The organism is Clostridium lentum (assembly GCF_014287815.1).
GTDB classification, from domain to species: Bacteria; Bacillota; Clostridia; order Clostridiales; family Clostridiaceae; genus Clostridium; species Clostridium lentum.
This window is the reverse complement of sequence record NZ_JACOOQ010000001.1, coordinates 23468-45181: the sequence shown is the minus strand read 5'-3', so window position 1 is coordinate 45181 and position 21714 is coordinate 23468. Positions and strand designations below refer to the sequence as shown.

Here is a 21714-nt window from a genome sequence, read left to right as displayed (position 1 = left end):
AAAGGCTCTAAGGACTTTCCAGCAATTCGAGGCTCTTTAAGCATGCTATTTCTAACATGCACGACTATAAACTAGCTTATTTCATATTTTTTAAAATATTATATTTATCATATTTCCTATCTAAATATATTTTTGAATTATTATATAAATAATTCATATAAACTAGTCTTTTAATCTGGCATACTAACTCTTTCTGGATTTAAGAACAAATTATTATTAACCACGGACTCTTTATTCCGTGCTCTGGAGGTTTCCCTCATTTTCATCAGATAGTCTTTTCTATCTCAGTTTGGACTATATCATCATACCAAATAAACTTCGTTTTCTACCTAGATAAATATATGTATCTAGGTATAAATATCTATAAAACTTCTCTATATCTAATTTAGAATATATCTTTACGTACCAACACTCTTTCTTCTTTCTTGAATCTTTTACTATATGAGCATTAATATAATTCTCTGAAAGTATATTTAGTAAATCTTCTGCAAACTTTTTAGAACCTGTTGTGAATGAAGCATTTACATATTCATATACTTTTATTTCCGATTTATAAATTCCTTTAGTTTTATTTATATACACACTTCCATCTCCATCAAATATACCTCTTATCATATCTCTCATATATCTATCATTAATTTTAGGAAGTCTTATATATTTGCTTTTTCTTTCTCCCACTCCAACACTTCTTAAAAATTTAATGTCGTATTCATCAGTGGTTATAAATGTATATGTCTCACTTTTTCCTTTTTTATTCTTATATACATATAGTTTCTTTAAAGGTGTGTAGGTACTTCGTAAATATTCTAATATATCATAATCATTCATAGATATTGTTATTCTATATCTTTTTGAATGTATATCATAACTCAAACACCCATCTGAAAATATTAATCCTAAAATATACGCAGTTTCTTCATTTATTCCATTTGAAAAAATACTTTTATCAAGTATCTTTCTTTTTGATGCATTAACACTATTAGCACAACTCTTAGAACAATATAATTGGTTCTTCTTCTTAGTCTCAAATTCGCAATTACATTTCTCACAAATATATTTATACATTGAATCTCTCCTTCTATTATATATAAATATATTTTCCATACTTATCATATTTTATTTGGTATGTTGGGCACTCGTGGAGAAGATTATTGCTTAGCTACTCACTTCTCTAGTCTCTGAACCTTTCTAGTACATTTAGCTATTCCTAGACTTGGCTGCTGATTAGCATGCTAATTATTATTAGTTTAGCTTTCCAGCAATTCACCCAATTTAATGAGCGCATCTTAATTCACGCTCAAAGATTAAACTATACTTTATAGGGTCTATCTTTGTTATTCCTAAAGTATAAGCTACAATTGAACCTGCCGCAGATCCACGCCCAGGTCCAGTTGGAATACCATGTTCGTTGGAGAAATGAATAAAATCCCAAGTTATTAAAAAGTAATCAACATACCCCATTTCATTAATAACACCAAGCTCATATTCAAGTCTTTCCACATATCCTAATGCTTCTTCATTAGTGTTTGCAAAATCCTTAATGGATTTAACATCTACAGGCATATTTCTAAAGCCTTCAAAGACATCATACCTCTCAATAAGACCACCATAACAGACTTCCTGTAAGTATTCAAAATGATCCTTATTATCTGGTACAGGAAAATTTGGTAACTTTGATACATGGAATTCATAATCAAAATTACATTCCTCTGCAATCTTAATACTATTTTCCAATGCTTCTGGTACATAAGAAAATAAATCCCTCATTTCATCAGCTGACTTTAAATAAAACTGATCTGAAGGATACCTTCTCCTATTGGTATCTTCAATGGTCTTTCCTGTTTGAATACACATCAATATGTCATGGGCCTTTGAGTCTTCTTGAGTTAAATAATGAACATCGTTAGTTGCTATAAGTGGTATACCAGTTTCCTTAGATAACTTCATATTCCAATCTATAACCTTACGCTGCTCTTCCATGCCATGATCTTGTATTTCTAAATAGAAACCATCTTTAAAAATATCTTTATATTCTAAAGCTACTTTCTTGGCTTTTTCATAGTCATCTGCCATTATAGCTCTTTGTACCTCTCCTCCAAGACATGCACTTAAGGCAATTATACCTTCACTATGGCTTTTTAAATATTCATGGTCAACCCTCGGCTTATAATAAAAACCATCAATTGATGCTGCCGACACTATCTTCATTAAGTTTTCATAACCAATTTCATTTTTCACCAACAATACTAAGTGATTTGTAGAATTTTCTTTATCTGCAACCTTTATATTCATGGATTTAGCTGCAACATAAACTTCACATCCTAGTATTGGCTTTATTCCATTTGCCACTGCTTCCTTATAAAAAGCTACACACCCATACATGACACCATGGTCAGTTATAGCTATGCTTTTCATACCAAGTTCTTTAGCCCTTGCTATAAGCTTTTTAATTTTAGCTGAACTATCTAGCAAACTATATTCAGTATGCAAATGAAGATGGCAAAATTCCTTTGACAAAATATCACCCCTTTTTAATTCTTTTAATAATTTCCACTTCTTATTTCCTCGGCAATTTTTTCAATTTTTCTTAGTCTATGATTTATTCCTGATTTACCTACTGGTGGATTTAACATTTCACCTAATTCTTTAAGTGATTCATCAGGGTAGCTCAATCTTAATTCTGCTACTTCCTGCAGATTCTTAGGTAATCTCTTAAGACCAATCTTTTCTTGAATAAGCTTAATACTTTCAACTTGTCTTACTGCTGCATTTACTGTCTTGCTTAAATTGGCAGTTTCACAATTAACAAGCCTATTAACATTATTTCTCATTTCCTTCATTATTCTTATGTTTTCTAACTCTAGCAAAGAAGTATGCGCTCCTATTATATTTAAAAGGTCTACTATTTGTTCTCCTTCTTTTATATAAATAATATAACTGTTTTTCCTTTGTATAACTTTTGAATTTAATCCAAAAGAATTTATTAATTTACATAAATCTTTAGCGTATTCTTCACTATGAATTACAAACTCTAAATGATATGTCTTTTCAGGATTACTGATACTTCCACCACCAATGAATGCTCCTCTTATATAAGCTTTTTTATATTCATCAGTTTTTATCATTTCAGGATCTATCTTATAATCTAAAGTTAATACTCCATCAATTTCTTGAAAAATCCCTGTCTTCTTTAATAAATCCCTTACACCCATTTCTTCATCTATTAATACCATATATATATTATTCTTCTTAAGTGAATTGCTCTTTTTAACCATCAGCTTAGAATGTATATCAAAATATTCTTTTAATATAGTAAATATATGTCTTGCTGATGCTGGATTTTCTGTGGTTATCTTAAAGCTAAGTCCTCTTCCACTAAATCCAATTGTTCCACTGCCTTTCATTATTGCAGAAATCTCTGCCAATGCCTCTTCTATGGATATATCCGTATATCTACATATTTCTCCCTTAACCTTTGCTGAAAACGACATATATTCCTTCTCCTAACTAATTTAAAATACATTATGTATTATATCATAAACTGTTCCGTATGTATCACACTAATAAACTGGAAAGTTCATTTAATTTTTAAGTGCTAATTAACCACCATAAAATATCTGAACTCTCCTCTAAAGCCAATCTTTATTCTTTCCAACAACTAATACTTTTTAAAAATTATATTCATTTCTTTTACATATTCTTCATAATAAGTTCTGCTAATTTGTCTGCATTATGTTTAACATATCTCTTAGTAATCTTAATAAGGTCTGCTTCAATAATTTTTACATTTAAGTTATTTATATTTTCATAGTCTAAAACTACTAGTTCAGCATTTTCTCTAGCATACTTTTCTTTAATATCTGAAGGAATTATTCCATTATTAGCAATAACATAATCAATATTTCCTGATACTCCATAATCCATTAGTACTTTTAAATGGTTAGAAACTTTAAATCCATCAGTTTCTCCTGGCTGAGTCATTACATTTGAAATATATACTTTCTTAGCATCACTTTTACAGATTGCTTCTGATATACCTTTTACAAGAAGATTAGGTATTATACTTGTATAAAGACTTCCTGGACCCATAATAATAACATCTGCACCATTTATTGATTTTATTGCTTCTTCCAATGGCTTTGCATCAATAGGCTTAATAGCTAATTTCTTAATGCTTGTTTTTCTTACAATAACTTCACTAGGTATTTTTGATTCACCTTCTATTATTTCACCATTTTCCAATTCAGCAACAAGTTTCATATCATCTAAAGTTACTGGTAGTACCTTCCCTTTAACAGCTAAAACTGAACTCATTTTTTGTACTGCATCTTCAAAATTTTCACTTATACCCGCCATCGCCGCTAAAAAAAGATTCCCAAAGCATTGCCCCTTTAAACTACCTTCAGTAAATCTATATTGTAACAGATCCTCCATTAAAGGTTCTGTATCAGCCAATGCTAAAATGCAGTTTCTTATATCTCCCGGTGGAAGCATTCCTAAGTCTTCTCTTATCTTGCCTGACCCTCCACCATCATCACCTACAGTCACAATAGCAGTTATATGGCTTGTATATTTTTTTAATCCTCTTAACATGGTGGAAAGTCCAGTCCCTCCACCTATAACCACAACCTTAACCTCATTATTCTCTTTTATCATCATAGTTTTTTATCTCCCTTATGTACATCTTCCTTAATATCTCTATGCTCTACATAAACATCGTGATTATTAGAATGTAGTGTTTCATAAATTGAATTGGCTATTGCCACTGATCTATGTCTTCCTCCTGTACATCCAATGGAAATTATCAACTGTCTCTTACCTTCCTTTTGGTAATTAGGAATTAAAAATTCAAACATATCATTTGCTTTTTCTAAAAATGTTTGTGTTTCTATTTGATCCATAACATAGTTCTTTACAGGTTCATCATTGCCTGAAAACGGCTTAAGTTCTGGAATATAGAAAGGATTTGGAATAAATCTTACATCAAACACCAAATCTGAATCTACAGGAATTCCATATTTAAAGCCAAAGCTTAATATAGTAATAGCCATTTGTTTTTCTGGCATTTCTTTATCACCAAATTTTCTAGCCATTTCTTCTCTTAAATCCTTTATAGCATACTTGGATGTATCTATAATTACATCAGCTTTATCCTTTACTTCTCTAAGCTTTTGTCTTTCAAGTTCAATTCCTGTAATCACTCTTCCACCTGGTGCTAATGGATGGCTTCTTCTCTTTTCCTTAAACCTCTTAACCAGTACTTCATCTGAAGTATCTAAGAATAATATTTCATATCGGAATTGTTCCCTAGATAATTCACTTAAACTCTCAAATAAATCATCAAAGAAAATACCACCTCTAATATCCATAACTAAGGCAACTTTATCAATTGATCCCTGGCTTTGCTTACATACTTCTGCAAATTTCTTTATAAGTTTTGGTGGTAAGTTATCTACACAAAAATACCCCATATCCTCTAATGCATTTGTTGCCTCTGATTTTCCTGCTCCAGATAGTCCTGTTACAATTATAAATCTCATGTATCTTTTCCTCCTAAAATAATACTATATTATACTTAACTCCATCATTAATTTAATTATATCACGACAAAAAAGGAGATGCAGTAATACATCCCCTTAATTATAAATTATAAATTAATTTTCATCTTCTCCAACAATTCTTACTTCTGTATGAAGATCTACACCAAATTGCTTTTTGACTTCATCTTGAATATGTTTAATTAAATTTAATATATCCTTTGCTCTTGCTCCACCTTTATTAATAACAAAACCTGAGTGCTTGCTAGAAACTGCTGCCCCATTCATTTCATACCCTTTTAATCCAGCATCCTGAATTAACTTTCCTGCAAAATAACCTTCTGGTCTCTTAAATGTGCTTCCTGCTGATGGATACTCAAGCGGTTGCTTAGATTCTCTCTTTTCAGTTAAATCTGTAATCATTTCCCTAATAGTCTTTACTTCACCATGTTTTAAGTCTAAAGTAGCACTTAAAACTATATATCCCTTTTTCATTACAGCAGAAGATCTATAACCAAAATCTAATTCTTCTTTAGATAAAGTCTTTATTTCTCCATCTTCACTAATAACCTCTATACTTTCAACTACATCACTCATAGAACCATTATAAGCACCAGCATTCATAAACACTGCTCCTCCAATAGTTCCTGGAATACCACAAGCAAATTCAAATCCTGTTAAAGAATGCTCCATTGCTTTATCTGAAACTGCTTTAAGCATAACTCCTGCTTCAACTTCTATTTTTTCTTCTACTACTTCCATTCCAGTTAATGATGTTAATAAAATTACTACTCCTCTGATTCCTCCATCTTTAACAAGCAAATTAGAACCATTTCCTATAACATATACAGGAATATTATTTTCCCTGCATATCTTAACGCTTTCAATTACTTGCGACTTTGTTTCCGGAATTAATAAAATATCAGCTGGTCCACCAACTTTAAAATTAACATACTTTTTTAATGGCTCATCTATCTTTATATATTCTTCTTTATATAATTGGCTAAACAAATTTCCTGATTTATTATATTTATTCATGGTTAGCTCCTTATTTCTTAATTAATTATATTTAAATAGTATAAATTAAATTATCCCATTTAACAAGGATTTTAATCTATTTGCTTTCATTTCCATTAAAATATTTATAAATACTTTCTGCTGCTTTATTATTTATGCTTGGAGTCTCTAATAATTGATCTAAAGTTGCACTTTTTATGTTATCTACACTACCAAACTTCATTAGTAAGGCTCTTCTTCTTTTTTCTCCTACATTAGGTATATCATCAAGGATAGAATGAAGAGTCCTTTTATCTCTTAAACTTCTATGATATGTTATAGCAAACCTGTGTACTTCATCTTGAATTCTTCTTATAAGCTGCATTAAATTAGAGCTTCTATTAATAATAAGTTCTTCATTATTATAAATAATCCCCCTAGTGGCATGTTTATCATCTTTAACAAGTCCACAAACAGGAATACTTATATTTAAATCCCTTAGTACTTCTAATGCTATATTTATCTGCCCTTTTCCACCATCCATCATTATAATATCAGGAAAATTAGAAAACTTACCTGCTGAAAATTGTAGCTTAGATTCTTGTATCGCCTTTACTTCTTCTAATCCATGAGAAAATCTTCTTGTTAGTATTTCTCTCATACTATCATAATCATTGGCACCTTTAACAGTTTTTATTCTAAACCTTCTATAATCACTATTCTTAGAACGTCCTTCTTCAAAGACAATCATTGAACCTACTGAATCAACACCTTGTATATTGGAAATATCATAGGCTTCAATTCTTGAAGGCCAAATCTCTAAATCTAATAATTCCTGAAGTTCTTCTAATGCTATCTTATTGATTTCCTTGTCCATTAAGTACTTATCTTTAAATTTTTCTAAGGTTATTTGAGCATTATTTTTTACCATATCAAGCATTTCTCTTTTTTGACCCTTTTGTGGAACCTTAATCCAAACCTTAGCTCCTCTTTTAATAGTTAAATATTCTTCAACTAACTCAATATTACTTAATTCTGGAACATATATAGTTCTTGGAACCTTTGCAGTACCTCCATAAAAAGAGGTTGTAAATTCCTCTAATATTTCTTCAATGGAGTCTTCCGCTGTATTTTCAAAAATAAAATGTTCTCTTCCAATAATCTTACCATCTCTAGAGAAGAATATCTGTATGCAGCTATCTTTTTCATCTCTGTAGATATTTATAAAATCTTCATCGCCGTCCATGGTTTTAAATATCTTTTGTTTTTCAACTATAGCTTTTATAGCTATAATTTTATCTCTTAAATCTGCAGCTTTTTCAAATTCTAAGTTCAAAGATGCCTCTTCCATTTCACTTTGAAGCACTTTTAAAACAGTATTATCTCTTCCACTTAAAATATCTATAACATCCTTTATCATTTTACCATACTCTACCTTGTTTATATAGCCACCACATGGTCCAAAACATTTCTTAATATGATAATTTAAACAAGGCCTTACCTTTTCTCCACCTTCTTTAATTAAAAGCTTACAAGTCCTTAAAGGAAAAATTTTATTTATTAAATTAATTGTTTCATATACTGCTGTTCCATTAGTATATGGTCCAAAATACTTGCTTCCATCTTTAGAATAGTTTCTTGTAACAAAGACCCTTGGAAAGTCATCATTAATAGTTATCTTAATAAATGGATAAAACTTATCATCCTTTAGTAATATGTTATAGCGTGGACTATATTTTTTTATTAAGTTACATTCCAAGATTAATGCTTCCATTTCTGAATCTGTAACAATATATTCAAACTCAGCAATATGCTTAACCATTACCCTAACTTTTTCACTATGATTCTTAGAGTTTTGAAAATAACTTTTTACCCTATTTTTTAATATCTTAGCTTTTCCTACATAAATGACTTCTCCAAGAGAATTTTTCATTAAATAAACTCCAGGCTTAGAAGGAAGGTTTTTTAAATGATATTCAAAATCAAACATTTCATCACTCCCTTTCACTACTTTCTAATTAAAAAAAGGAGCTATAAGCTCCTTTTTTTAGAAGAGCTCCCTCTTCTGTATTAATATCCAAGTACTGCTTTTCTTACTACATAACTGGCTATTTCAGCTGAAATTACTGCTCCACTTTCACCATTTTCCACAATAACAGCCACTGCTATTTGTGGGTCATCCATTGGTGCTGCTGAAATAAACCATGCATGAGGAACTGCATCTGTTCCATCTGATAATTTATAATCTGCTGTACCTGTTTTTCCACCAGCATTTGTTCCTTTAAAAGCTGGCCATCTATAAAGATTATTGTCTACTAAATATTTCATATAACTTTTTATAGTTGAAGCTATATCACTTGAAATTACTTGTTTTAATTCAGTATTTTCCATTGTTTTAACAGTATTACCTGCACTATCTAAAATAGAATTTACTAATCTAGGTTGCATCATCACTCCATCATTGGCAACTGTTGCTGCCACTAAGGCCATTTGAATTGGTGTAGATAAAACTCCCCCTTGACCAATACCACTTTGTGCTATTTCACCTTGAGCGTAACTCTCTAGTTTTGGGAACTGACTTGCTGTTATAGTTAATCCTGGTCCACTAATAACTGAATTAAATCCATAGTTTTCTGCTGTTTGTTTTAAAGTATTATTACCTAATTCCATAGCTAATGTTCCAAAAACAACATTACTTGATACTCTATAGGCATATCTTAAATCAATGGCTCCATGTGATTGATATGCATAATTATTTAAAGTAGTTCCATCATCAAATGTTATTTTTCCTTGATCATTAAATGTCCTATTAGCTACTCCTGACATGTTTTCCAAAGCACTTGATAAAGTAACAGTTTTAAATACTGACCCTGGTGGATATAATCCATCTATTGCTCTATTAATGAGAGGACTATCATCAGCACTTCCACTATAAGCTGACTGCAATGCTACCTCTAGATTATTAGGATCAAAAGACGGCTTTGAAACCATAGCTAATATCTCACCTGTTTTAGGATTTATTGCTACTACTGACCCTTTATTATCTCCTAAAGCATCACTAGCTACCTTTTGTAATTCCAAATCTAAAGTAGTAACTATACTATTTCCAGTCTTTGCTTCATTCTCTTCTTTTTCATTTTTAACTTTTATCTTATCTACAAAAGTTTTAAAGTTTTCTGATAAATTTAATTTCTTTTCATTTATTAAATCATCTTTTATATCATTAAATAAACCAGTAAAATCCATACTATTTAAAAATGTTCTATAACTATTTCCTATAAAGCTACTTTTACTTAATTCATTATCATATTCTGACTCAAGACCTGATATTCCATATATTTGATCATAATATCCCAATGGATGCACTAATAACTCACCATAAAGATATTTTCTATCTTGAGTCAAATCATTCACCTTAGTAGTTTCAGTTAAAGCTGTACCATTTCTATCATAAATAGTCCCTCTAATAACTTCATTTTTTGCTGCTATAATTCTTACATTTCCTGAATCTTCAGCTATTTTAGGTCCTCTAAACAGTTGAAAATATGCTATATATGATATTAATGCAATAAATAAAAATAAGAACACAACCATTACATGTTGTACACTTTTAGCTAATTTATTTTCATCCATATTCTTACGCCTCCTCTGATACCTTTTGTAATATTCCTAAAGCAAAGAATATAGTAAGCACTGATGAACCACCATAACTTAATATCGGTAATGTAATACCAGTTAACGGAATTACTCCAAAAATACCACCTATAATTACTAATGTTTGACATGCTATCATAGTACTAAAACCTACAACAGCTAACTGTGAAAACTTATCATTAGTAACATATGCTGATCTAATACCTCTAAAAAACAACAAAAAGTATATTATCATTAATCCTACTGCAAATATTACACCAAACTCTTCACATATTGCTGCATATATAAAATCTGAATCATTAACAGGAATATACTCTACATACCCTTGCCCAAGTCCACTTCCTATAAGTCCACCTGAAGAAATAGCATATAAAGATTGTACTAATTGGTATCCTGCACCAGAAGCATATTCCCATGGATTTCTCCAAATCATAACTCTTTCCCTTACATGGGCAAAAAGATTATACCCTAATATGGCTCCTACTGTAGCACCACCTAAACTTAATGCTACATATAGCTTTTTAGAAGTTGCCACATAAAGAAGACTTATAATTATTCCAAAAAATATAAGTGCTGAACCTAAATCTGCTTGTGCAACTAAAAATATAAGGGAAAACCCAGCTACTAATGCTGGTACTATAAGTTGTTTTACATCATCTTTAATACTTCCATTATCCTCATATTCAGAAAAAGCTGCTGCCAAGTATAATACTAATGTTATTTTCCCAAACTCTGAAGGTTGAATCATAAATTTACCTATGCTTATCCAGTTATAAGCCCCACCAATAGCTGATGCTCCAGTTATTTTTGCATATAAAAATGCCATGGGCATAAGTACTATGGTTGCAATCATATAAACTTTCTTATATTTAGCAAACCTGCTCATTTCCGGTATAATGGCTACTACTAATATGTAACCTATTACTCCAAGAGTAACCCATACTAACTGCTTTACAGAAGTTGATTTATCAATTCTATAAAGCATAGCTATACTTACTACTGCTAAAATACTTGCAAAATTTAAAATAAATTTATCACCATCAGGATAATACCTTCTAATGACAAAGTGGGAATAGCCTATTAAAAAACATAGAACTACTCCCATAACTATTGCAAGAGTATCGAATGGCTTTGATTGAAAGCCTAGATAAATAAAAAGCAGTAAGCATAGTAAATAAATCATTCTTAATAATTTCTTTTCCTGCTTAAATCCTTTCATGCCTTTAACCACCTCTATTGCTTTCCTGGTTTTAACACCTTAAAAATAGCACTTCCTATTTTTATTTCATCACCAGCTGTTAATTTTACTTTATCTTTTATTCTTTCTTCATTTACATATACACCATTGGTACTATTTAAATCTTGAATATAAAGATTATTATTTTTAACATATAACTTAGCATGATAACCAGATGCAAATGGCTCTGATAAAACTATTAAATTATCTTCTCTTCTACCTATTGTTAACTCTGTTCTGACTAAAATCACAGAACCCTCTTCCAAATCTTCACTAGCCCCTGGATTAACTACTTCCACTGCATATTTTCTTGCTGCTGGATTACTTTTCTTCTTACCACCAGTCTTTACATCCTTGTACATTATTTTTAATGAATAATATATTATACCATATAAAAATACAATAAAGGCTATCCCAAATACAAAGGCCATTATCTTGCTAATACTCATTTCTTCACCTCTATCTACTGTTCTTCAATCTAATATTAATAGTTATTGGAAAAAATAACAACCCACCTATTATTATCTTAATAACTTTTTAAGATATTTTCCAGTGTATGAATCCTCCACTTTTACTATTTCCTCTGGTTTTCCTTTAGCCACTATAGTGCCGCCCTTATCTCCACCTTCTGGACCTAAATCTATTATATAATCTGCACATTTTATCATATCTAAATTATGCTCAATAACTACTACAGTATTTCCTCCATCTACAAGCCTTTGAACAATATGTACTAGTCTATTTACATCATCTACATGAAGTCCAGTAGTTGGTTCATCTAAAATATATAAAGTTTTTCCTGTGCTTCTCTTAGATAATTCATAAGCAAGCTTTATTCTTTGAGCTTCCCCACCTGATAATTGTGTTGATGGCTGTCCTAATCTTATATATCCTAAACCAACATCATATAATGTTTGAATTTTATTCTTAATTCGTGGAATATTTTCAAAAAATTCTAAGGCTTCCTCTACAGTCATATTTAATATATCATCTATAGTTTTCCCTTTATATTTAACTTCTAAAGTTTCCCTATTATATCTTTTGCCTTTACATACTTCACATGGAACATAAACATCAGATAAAAACTGCATTTCTATTTTAATTATTCCATCACCTGAACAAGCTTCACATCTTCCACCTTTTACATTAAAACTAAATCGACCTGGCTTATACCCTCTCATTTTAGCTTCTGTTGTTTGAGCAAATAATTCTCTGATAATATCAAATGTTCCTGTGTATGTTGCTGGATTTGATCTTGGGGTTCTACCAATTGGACTTTGATCTATATCAATAATCTTATCTATATTTTCATAACCTAATATTTCTCTATGTGCTCCAACTGGATTCTTGCTCTTATTAACAAGCTTATTTAATCCTTTATAAAGTATTTGATTAATTAAAGTACTCTTTCCAGAACCAGATACACCAGTAACCATTGTTAATGTCCCTAGTGGAATATCTACATTAACATTCTTAAGGTTATTTTCTTTGGCACCTTTTATCTTAATAAACTTACCATTACCGCTCCTTCTTTCAGCTGGTAGTTCAACCTTCTTTTCACCTGTTAAGTATTGTCCAGTTATAGACTCCTTACAAGCCATTATCTCTTCCACTGTTCCTGCTGCTATTATCTGTCCACCATGTTCACCTGCTCTTGGACCTATATCTACTATAAAATCAGCCTCCCTCATAGTATCTTCATCATGTTCAACTACTATAACTGTATTTCCTACATCCCTTAAATTTTTAAGAGTTTGAATCAACTTATCATTATCTCTTTGATGAAGACCTATACTTGGCTCATCTAGTATATATAGTACCCCCATAAGTGCTGAACCAATTTGTGTTGCTAACCTAATTCTTTGAGACTCTCCTCCTGATAGTGTTCCTGAATTTCTTGAAAGATTAAGATAATCAAGTCCAACATTAACAAGGAATTCTAGTCTATTCTTTATCTCCTTAATGATTTGGTCACTTATTACTCTATCCTTTTCAGAAAACTCTAAAGAATTTACAAACTCTAATTCATCTTTAATTGGCATCTTTGTGAAATCATAAATGTTTATGCCTCCAATAGTTACTGCTAATGCTTCCTTTTTAAGACGTGCTCCTTTACATCTTGGACAATAGCTATCACTCATATATTGTTCTATTTCAGTTTTAATAACATCAGAGTTAGTTTCTCTATATCTTCTATCTAATGTATTTATTTCACCATCATAAGCATATCTATAAGTGTTTAATGAACCATCTTTTTTGTATTTAACAGTCAAAGTTTTACCTTGTGTTCCATACAATAAAAGATTTAATTCTTCTTTCGAAAACTCCTTAATAGGTTTATTTAAATCAAGGTCATATTCTACACTTAATGCTTTTAATATGGCAAATGTCCATGAATCTTCCTTTAATCTTCCTTCACCCCAAGTTGCTATAGCACCTTCCATAATGCTTAAACTTTTATCAGGAATAATTAAGTCTGGATCAAATTCCATTAGTGTTCCAAGTCCATCACATTTCTCACATTTTCCCCATGGTGAATTAAATGAAAATAACCTAGGTGCTAATTCATCTATGCTTACACCACAATCAGGACAAGCAAAGTGTTCGCTAAATAGAATATCTTCCTGTCCTACTACATTTATGACTACTAATCCTTCAGCCATTTTTAAAGCTGTTTCGATAGATTCAGCTAATCTACTTTCTATTCCTTCTTTAATAACAAGTCTATCTACAACTGCTTCTATATTATGTTTAATATTTTTTTCTAAGCTAATTTCCTCTTCACCTATTTCATAGATTTCACCATCTATCCTTACTCTAACAAATCCTTGCTTTCTTATATTTTCAAGGATCTTTTCATGCATACCTTTTTTTCCTCTAATCACTGGAGCTAAAACTTGAACCTTAGTTTTTTCCCCAAGTTTAATGACATTATCCACAATTTGATCCACAGATTGCTGAGTAATTTCTTTACCACACTTTGGACAATGTGGAGTACCTACTCTAGCGTATAATAACCTTAAGTAATCATATACTTCTGTTATTGTACCCACAGTAGATCTTGGATTTTTGCTTGTGGTTTTTTGATCTATTGAAATTGCTGGTGATAATCCTTCTATATTATCAACATCTGGTTTATTCATTTGCCCTAAGAATTGTCTTGCATATGATGATAAAGATTCAACATATCTTCTTTGTCCTTCTGCATACAAAGTATCAAATGCTAAGGATGATTTTCCTGAACCAGAAAGTCCTGTAAAAACTATTAGCTTATCTCTTGGTATTTCCAAGGAAACATTCTTTAAGTTATGTACTCTTGCACCCTTTACTACTATTTTATCTTTCATAAAGTCCACCTCTTCCCTTATTTATCGCCATTCAATTTATATAAATTAATTCTTTTTATTATTTTTATCATATTATTCTACATTTAATCTCGAACAGACATTCTTTATTACTATTTTAGAATTGTTATTTTTTATTGTCAATTATATTTATTTCTTGTATATCATCTGTTTATAAAAAAATACAAGCAAATAATTTTTCATTAAATTTGCTTACATTGATTATAACTATTTTTATCTTATTTCCATAAAATTTGTATTATTAATTCTTCATTTTTTAAAGTGGCATTTATACTATATCCCAATTTTTCTACTAAGACCTTAGTTATATACAACCCTAATCCTGTATTTCTATCACTTCTTGATTTATCCACAGTATAGAATCTCTTAAATAATTTATCCACATTTTCTTCCGTTAAATCTGTTGTTTTGTTAATAAACTCTGTTATTATTACATCATCCTTTTGTTTTAAAGTAATTTTTACATAACTTTCACCATGTTTAATTATATTTCCTATTAAATTAGTAAAAATTCTTGTAATAGCTCCTTCATCTGATATAATATCTCTAATATTCTCATCTACTTCAATAATCGGATTAATATTATTATTAATAAAATCATTGTAAAATGCGGCTATATTTTCGCATAATATGTTTTTTAAATTTACCTTTTTATAATTAAAGTTATACTCATTTCCTTCTATTCTAGATAAATCGTAAAAACTACTAATAAGCTGTTGTAATGATTTTGTTCTATTTTCTACAATATCTATATACTCATTTTTTTCCTCTTCCGATACTTCTTCTAATCTTGCCATTTGCAAATATCCCATTATTGATGTTAATGGTGTTCTTAAATCATGTGACATATTAGCTATACTAGCTCTTAATTCTTCTTCGTTCTTATTCTTTTCTGCAACAATTCTTTGTTTAGAATCAAAAATCAAATTTATATTTTCAACTAAATACTCTATATCCTTGTCTACAGATTTTGTTTTTATATTTGCATATTCATCTAAATTATTATTAATTTGCTTACTTATTCTTCTAAACTCTCTTTTATATCCTATAATAACAGCTATTAAAACAATAATTATTAGTATTAAAATACATGTTATTCCCATATTTTCTCCTATTCTATATATCAATTCATTATATATACCCCTAGATATACTCATCTATAATTAAACCTCTTAATCTATTTGCATATGAATTCAAATCTAATTTTATAAATATCAAAATTCAATTTATTCTTTAAGTATATTATATACTCTATGCTTAATCCTTCCAACACTATATAAATATAATCAAATTACCTCAATAGAATATTCTAAAAAATGAATATTCCACAGAGGCAACTCTTCTATAATCTATTAAACTTTTCACTACCTATATTATTCAATACCTTAATTGAAACAAATAAAGCTATTAAAAATATAATTAATACTGAACTTAAAATAATCATCATATTTGTAATATTGAATACTTTAACTAATACAACTGATACTGCTACAACTACTAATATTAATATCAATATTCCCAAAATAGTAATCATTACACTTGCACTTTGCTTTACTACTGTTGTTGGATTTGTCCACTCCATCTTTGGAAAATATAAATTAATTATTATTCCTAATATAGCTGATACAATTGCAAATACTATACTAATTACTAAGTTAAATATTAAATACTTTATATCAAACTTTAATCCTATATAAAAAAATACATTTGCTATAATTGATGCTGGAATTGTTATTATTAAATTAGTTATTATTTTACCCTTAAAGATATCATTAGGTTCTATTGGCAATGATTTTAATATCCATAACCTATTTCCTTCTAATGATATTGATGAATTTGTTGTACAAGATAGTCCAATAGTAAATACTAAGAAAACTAATATTTCAACTGGAATCATATTAGCTATCTCAGGATACCCCAAAAATTCCACTAACGTTTCTTTACTTACAAATAACGTTGCAATGGATGCTGCAACTAATAATACCATCCCAAACGCTGTATTCATAACATAAATAGGTGTTGCAAAGTATCTTCTTAGTTCTTGCGTAATCAATGATTTTATTACACTGCTTGCTTCTAACTTTGACACCTTATAATTTGCCTTTTTATAGCTTTCTGATAATTCCCCATTTATAACTTTAAATGTCTTACTAAATACCAAAATAAATATTAAAAATGGAACTATTGATATTAGTATAAACTTTATTAAAGCAAATATATCATAATTTACTAAAGCTTCTTTTAAATACATTGCTGGTAGATATATGCTAGATAGTCCTTTTACTATTGAGTCACTATTTGCAATAAATTCATTAATATAATTTTGCATATTCATTGAAAGTATCATAATTAATAAAAATGCTATCATACCAACAACTGTAGTTACTATATTTTTATGCTTAAATCTTGATGATACAAATGTTATAGCAACAGCTATTATTGAAGCTGATATTATTGGAATCATTGGTATAAATATTAACCCTATTATTAATATAATGAAGAAAATCCATGACAAACTTCCATTATAGATAAAATATACTATTGAAGCCGGTACTATTACAAGTGCTGTTCCTATATAGTTTATAGACATTAAACTTAATATTTTACTAGTTAATATTGTACTATTTCTTATAGGTAAAGCCATTAATAAATCGTAATCTTTTGAACTAAATAATGTTCCTTGCGCTTTATATATTGATGTTATAAAGCTTAAAATACATGAAAATAATACAGCAACTATTAATATTAAATCTAAATATCCCATTGGTTTTAATACTGTAGCTAACGCTATTGAATATGTGGTTGACATAAAGCATATTACTGCTGCTATTAATAACAATGTAGCTGTAGTAATTAATAACTTCTTCTTTTCATTAGAAGTGCTAACCCCTTTAGATAAAGAATTAATTCTTGTGCTATTTATAAATGAATTTTTTAATAAAATAAATAAATTACTCATTATCAATCAACTCCATAAATACTTCTTCTAAAGAATTATTACCTTTAACTTGTTCAGTAGTCCCTTCTGCAACTATTTTCCCATCTTTAATAATTGCAATCTTATCACATAATTTTTCTGCTACCTCTAATACATGAGTTGAAAAGAATATTGCACTACCTTCATTGCAAAGTTCTCTCATTATTTCTTTAAGTGTATGAGAAGCCTTAGGATCTAATCCAACAAATGGCTCATCTAATATTAATAACTTTGGTTTATGAATTAATGCTGATATTACTGCTAACTTTTGTTTCATACCATGGGAATATGAAGAAATTAAATCCCCTAAATATTTAGTTAACTCAAGCTTATCTCCATAATATTTAATTAATTTTTCTCTTTGTTCTTTACTTATTTTATAAATATCTGCAATAAAGCTTAAATATTGTATTCCAGTTAAAGCTTCATAAAGATCTGGATTATCTGGAATATATGCCATTACTTTTTTACATTCTATAGCATTTTTCTTAATAGATTTACTATCTATTAATATATCCCCTTCACTAAATTCTAATATTCCAACTATAGATTTAATCGTTGTTGTTTTTCCTGCACCATTGTGACCTATAAATCCAAATATCTCCCCACTATTTACAGTTAAAGATATATTATCAACTGCTTTTTTGCCCTTTGAATATTCTTTTGAAAAGTTCTTTATTTCTAACATACTATTTCTCCCCTTATACTTATTCCCCTTTTATAATATCCTTATAAATTTGAAACTAATGTAAAAATTTGAATAACTATAGCTAATAATGATAAAATTATATTCCTTTTTATTTCTGCTGATTTACCATTTCCATTGGGTAAAAAACCAAGTCCATATATCCCAATTGGTATAATAACAGCAATTATCTTTGACATATAATTTTGTAATTCACCACTAACTGAAATCTGCATTCCTACTTTATTAGGTAATATAATAAATGATATAATTCCTAAAATAAAAATAACTATCCCAAAGCCTAATTTAATGTTCTTTTCTAATTTACTATTAATCATTTTTAATCTACTAACCTTTCTTATTTGATATCTTGCGACTTAAATATTTTTATTCCCATAAATAACGAAATTGCTATTGTTACTAATGAAATTATTACTGATCTTAACAAATCTCCATTTCCTGCTTTAATTGAAGTTGCTAATGCTGAATTATAAAATGGTAATACCTCATAAACTCTATCGAACCAAGGATATATTCCGTATAAAAATCTAGCTAACGTAGGAATCCCTATAAATATTGCTACTGTTATTCCTATTGTAGCTCCATTACTTTTTACTAATGTTGCTATAATCATAGCTAATGCTGCTACTGCTGAACCCGCAATAACTGATGCAACAAATGTTTTTATCATTCCTAATAGTTGTGAAATTTCAAAAGCTTGTCCCCAGCCATTCATTAGCGTTACTACTATGGTTGGTAGGATTGTCATAACAGCTAAAATTATTGTAACTGCTATAACCATAGATACAAATTTTGCTAGATAAAATTCTTCTCTCCTCTTACCGTAAGCTAAGAAATTTTTAATTGTACCTTGTGAGTATTCTTTTGCTATTAATGCTCCTACTAATATACCTATTATTATTTCTATAACTCCTGACCCAAATGAAGCATGGTATACTTCTATTGAAGTTGGATTCATCATATCTTTAGCTTGTAACTGAATTCCTAGTTGGCCTGGTGTTACTATTGCTTCACTTTCAGACATACTTGTTAATTGTTCCATAAGAACCTCTTTTTGATCTTGTGGCATATTTCCTAAACTATCATTAAGTATTTTCTCAAAAACCGATGAACACATAACTACTGTCAATGTAGATAATAAAACTGCAACACATATTAGTACTTTAAATGTTCTATTTTTAAATAGCTTATATAATTCTGCTTGTATTGCTTTAAGCATTTAAAACACCTCCAACTTTATTCATAAAGTATTCCTCCAAATTTTCACCTTTAACACTTATACTTTCAACAATAATTCCGGATCTTGATAATAACGAATTTACTTCACCAACATTATCCAAATTAGAAAATACCTTTATGTTACTATCTTCTAATACCTCATAATCACTTATTCCTAATTCTCTCTCTAACAAAATTACCGCCCTAGCTGTATTATCAACCTTTAAATCTATATATTGTCTACATTTTTTGGATAGTTGCTTAGCTGTAATTTCTTCAATTAATTTTCCATTTGAGATTATTCCATAAGTTGTTGCAAGTTCTGATAGCTCACTTAATATATGGCTTGATATCAATATTGTCATATCTTTTTCTTTATTTATCTTCTTTAATAATTCTCTTATTTCAACAATTCCCATTGGATCAAGTCCATTTATAGGTTCATCTAATATAAGCAATTTAGGATTTCCCATTAGTGCATTTGCAATTCCTAATCTTTGTCTCATTCCTAAAGAAAAGTTCTTAACTTTTTTCTTTTCAACATCTTTTAATCCAACTAATTCTAATACTTCATCTATACATTTCTTTCCTGGTATATTCCTTACTAATCTAGATACTTCTAGGTTTTCTCTTGCCGTCATATTAGTATAAAATGAAGGGGATTCAATTAAACTTCCAACCATTGTTCTTGCCTTATTTAACTCATTTTCCTCATTTGCCCCTAAAAGCTCTATTTCTCCACCACTTTTATGAATTAATCCTGTAATAAGTCTAATTAATGTTGTTTTACCAGCACCATTTTGACCTATAAATCCATATATATCACCTTTTTTAATAGTCATATTAACATTATCTACAGCCAGTTGTTCACCATATTTTTTAGTAATGTTATATGTCTTCAATACAACTTTTTTCATTTTTATTTACCCCCTAAGTATTAATTTATCTATCACTTCTTTTTTTATTTAAATTCTTAATTTACTTACATTGTATATCCATAGTTGTAAGATACCTTAAAGAAAATATTAAGAAAGTATTAAGTTTCAAAGATAAAAAATAAGATTAAAAAATGGTTGGTAGAACTCATTAAATTTTCTACCAACCACTATTTAAATTGTATAATTACATTTTTTAAATATATTATTTCCTATTGTAATTTTCTTTCCTACAAATATTAACTATTCAGACTTTAATTTAAATCCAATTCCCCATACTGTTTGTATATATTCATTTTCCTTATCTATCTTAGATATCTTGGCTCTTAAATTACTAATATGTACATTAACAGTATTATAATCTCCAATGAATTCATCTTTCCAAACTGCCTCAAATAAATTTGCCCTTGTAAACACTTTGTTAGGATTACTAATTAATAGTTCTAATATATCAAATTCTCTAACTGTTAAATTTATGTTTATTCCATTTACCTGTACTTGTCTACTATCTATATCTAAAGTTAAATTTTTATGAGTTAATTTATTATTGCTATTTGTTTTAGAACTAGAAAATGCTTTATACCTTCTTAATTGTGCCTCTACTCTAGCCAAAACTTCATTTATATCAAATGGCTTACTAATAAAATCATCAGCCCCCATTTTTAATACTCCAATCTTATCTTCTGGAGTTATCTTAGCTGACTCCACTATTATTGGCATTAAATAATTCTTTCTAATTTCCTTTATTAACTCTTCTCCGCATATCCCTGGTAACATTAAATCTAAAATTATAAGATCATATTGACTTTTCTCAATGCACATCTTTGCTTCTGATCCCGAATATGCCCCTCTTACATCATATCCATTTTGACTTAGTATCTTACATAACAGCGCATTTATATCCCAGTCATCTTCAACTACTAATATTTTGTTACTTGCATTCATAAATTCTCCATCCTCTATAACAAATAATTATATAAATTATATCAAAAAATTATATCTCTATAAATTAGTATTACTAAAGAGGCTGTCGCAATAGCGGATAAAAAAATCCGTTAGCGATAGCCTCAATATATATTTGTTATGAAA

16 protein-coding genes and 2 pseudogenes are annotated in these 21714 nt (G+C 29.2%); all 18 read right to left on the bottom strand.

Annotation, left to right across the window (positions count from 1 at the left end; translation table 11 throughout):
* Positions 1–294: 294 nt before the first annotated feature.
* Positions 295–1065 (bottom strand): LAGLIDADG family homing endonuclease, encoded by a 771-nt coding sequence (locus H8R92_RS00220; protein ID WP_022211508.1) that lies wholly within the window; start codon positions 1063–1065, stop codon positions 295–297.
* 222 nt (positions 1066–1287) lie between these two features.
* Positions 1288–2520, bottom strand: a pseudogene (gene dnaE, locus H8R92_RS00215) (DNA polymerase III subunit alpha); the annotation flags it as partial.
* A gap of 20 nt (positions 2521–2540) precedes the next feature.
* Positions 2541–3491 (bottom strand): DNA-binding protein WhiA, encoded by a 951-nt coding sequence (gene whiA, locus H8R92_RS00210; RefSeq protein ID WP_022211506.1) that lies wholly within the window; start codon positions 3489–3491, stop codon positions 2541–2543.
* A 211-nt stretch (positions 3492–3702) separates the two neighbouring features.
* Positions 3703–4632 (bottom strand): annotated as a pseudogene (locus H8R92_RS00205) (gluconeogenesis factor YvcK family protein); the annotation flags it as partial.
* 23 nt (positions 4633–4655) lie between these two features.
* Complete coding sequence (gene rapZ / locus H8R92_RS00200; RefSeq protein WP_022211504.1) at positions 4656–5540, bottom strand: RNase adapter RapZ; 885 nt, start codon at positions 5538–5540, stop codon at positions 4656–4658.
* A gap of 114 nt (positions 5541–5654) precedes the next feature.
* Entirely contained in the window at positions 5655–6575 is a 921-nt protein-coding gene (gene murB / locus H8R92_RS00195) for a UDP-N-acetylmuramate dehydrogenase (RefSeq protein ID WP_022211503.1), read from the bottom strand.
* 76 nt (positions 6576–6651) lie between these two features.
* The gene (gene uvrC, locus H8R92_RS00190) at positions 6652–8523 is read right to left on the bottom strand and encodes an excinuclease ABC subunit UvrC (RefSeq protein ID WP_022211502.1); all 1872 of its coding nucleotides are present in this window, start codon (positions 8521–8523) and stop codon (positions 6652–6654) included.
* Positions 8524–8603: 80 nt separating this feature from the next.
* On the bottom strand, positions 8604–10166 hold the full coding sequence (locus tag H8R92_RS00185; protein ID WP_022211501.1) for a peptidoglycan D,D-transpeptidase FtsI family protein: 1563 nt from the start codon (positions 10164–10166) through the stop codon (positions 8604–8606).
* A gap of 4 nt (positions 10167–10170) precedes the next feature.
* A complete protein-coding gene (locus tag H8R92_RS00180) occupies positions 10171–11406 on the bottom strand; it encodes an FtsW/RodA/SpoVE family cell cycle protein (protein ID WP_022211500.1) in 1236 nt (411 codons plus the stop codon).
* A 14-nt stretch (positions 11407–11420) separates the two neighbouring features.
* Positions 11421–11873, bottom strand: coding sequence for an FHA domain-containing protein (locus tag H8R92_RS00175; RefSeq protein ID WP_022211499.1), 453 nt, complete (start codon positions 11871–11873; stop codon positions 11421–11423).
* A gap of 72 nt (positions 11874–11945) precedes the next feature.
* Positions 11946–14771 carry an excinuclease ABC subunit UvrA gene (gene uvrA, locus H8R92_RS00170; protein ID WP_186834352.1) on the bottom strand — a complete coding sequence of 942 codons (2826 nt, stop codon included), beginning with the start codon at positions 14769–14771 and terminating at the stop codon, positions 11946–11948.
* A 236-nt stretch (positions 14772–15007) separates the two neighbouring features.
* Positions 15008–15946 carry a sensor histidine kinase gene (locus H8R92_RS00165; RefSeq protein ID WP_022211497.1) on the bottom strand — a complete coding sequence of 313 codons (939 nt, stop codon included), beginning with the start codon at positions 15944–15946 and terminating at the stop codon, positions 15008–15010.
* Between the two features lie 185 nt (positions 15947–16131).
* Positions 16132–17748 carry a permease-like membrane multi-spanning protein gene (locus H8R92_RS00160; protein ID WP_022211496.1) on the bottom strand — a complete coding sequence of 539 codons (1617 nt, stop codon included), beginning with the start codon at positions 17746–17748 and terminating at the stop codon, positions 16132–16134.
* Entirely contained in the window at positions 17741–18454 is a 714-nt protein-coding gene (locus H8R92_RS00155; RefSeq protein WP_022211495.1) for an ABC transporter ATP-binding protein, read from the bottom strand. Before H8R92_RS00155 ends, H8R92_RS00160 begins: the two co-directional genes overlap by 8 nt.
* 41 nt (positions 18455–18495) lie before the next feature.
* Positions 18496–18789, bottom strand: coding sequence for a hypothetical protein (locus H8R92_RS00150; RefSeq protein WP_022211494.1), 294 nt, complete (start codon positions 18787–18789; stop codon positions 18496–18498).
* 20 nt (positions 18790–18809) lie between these two features.
* Positions 18810–19691, bottom strand: coding sequence for an ABC transporter permease (locus H8R92_RS00145; RefSeq protein ID WP_022211493.1), 882 nt, complete (start codon positions 19689–19691; stop codon positions 18810–18812).
* Positions 19684–20607: an ABC transporter ATP-binding protein gene (locus tag H8R92_RS00140; protein ID WP_022211492.1), complete on the bottom strand. Its 924-nt coding sequence runs from the start codon at positions 20605–20607 to the stop codon at positions 19684–19686. The genes H8R92_RS00145 and H8R92_RS00140 overlap by 8 nt, the downstream gene beginning before the upstream one ends.
* A 261-nt stretch (positions 20608–20868) precedes the next feature.
* Complete coding sequence (locus H8R92_RS00135) at positions 20869–21570, bottom strand: response regulator transcription factor (RefSeq protein WP_022212098.1); 702 nt, start codon at positions 21568–21570, stop codon at positions 20869–20871.
* Positions 21571–21714: the final 144 nt, after the last annotated feature.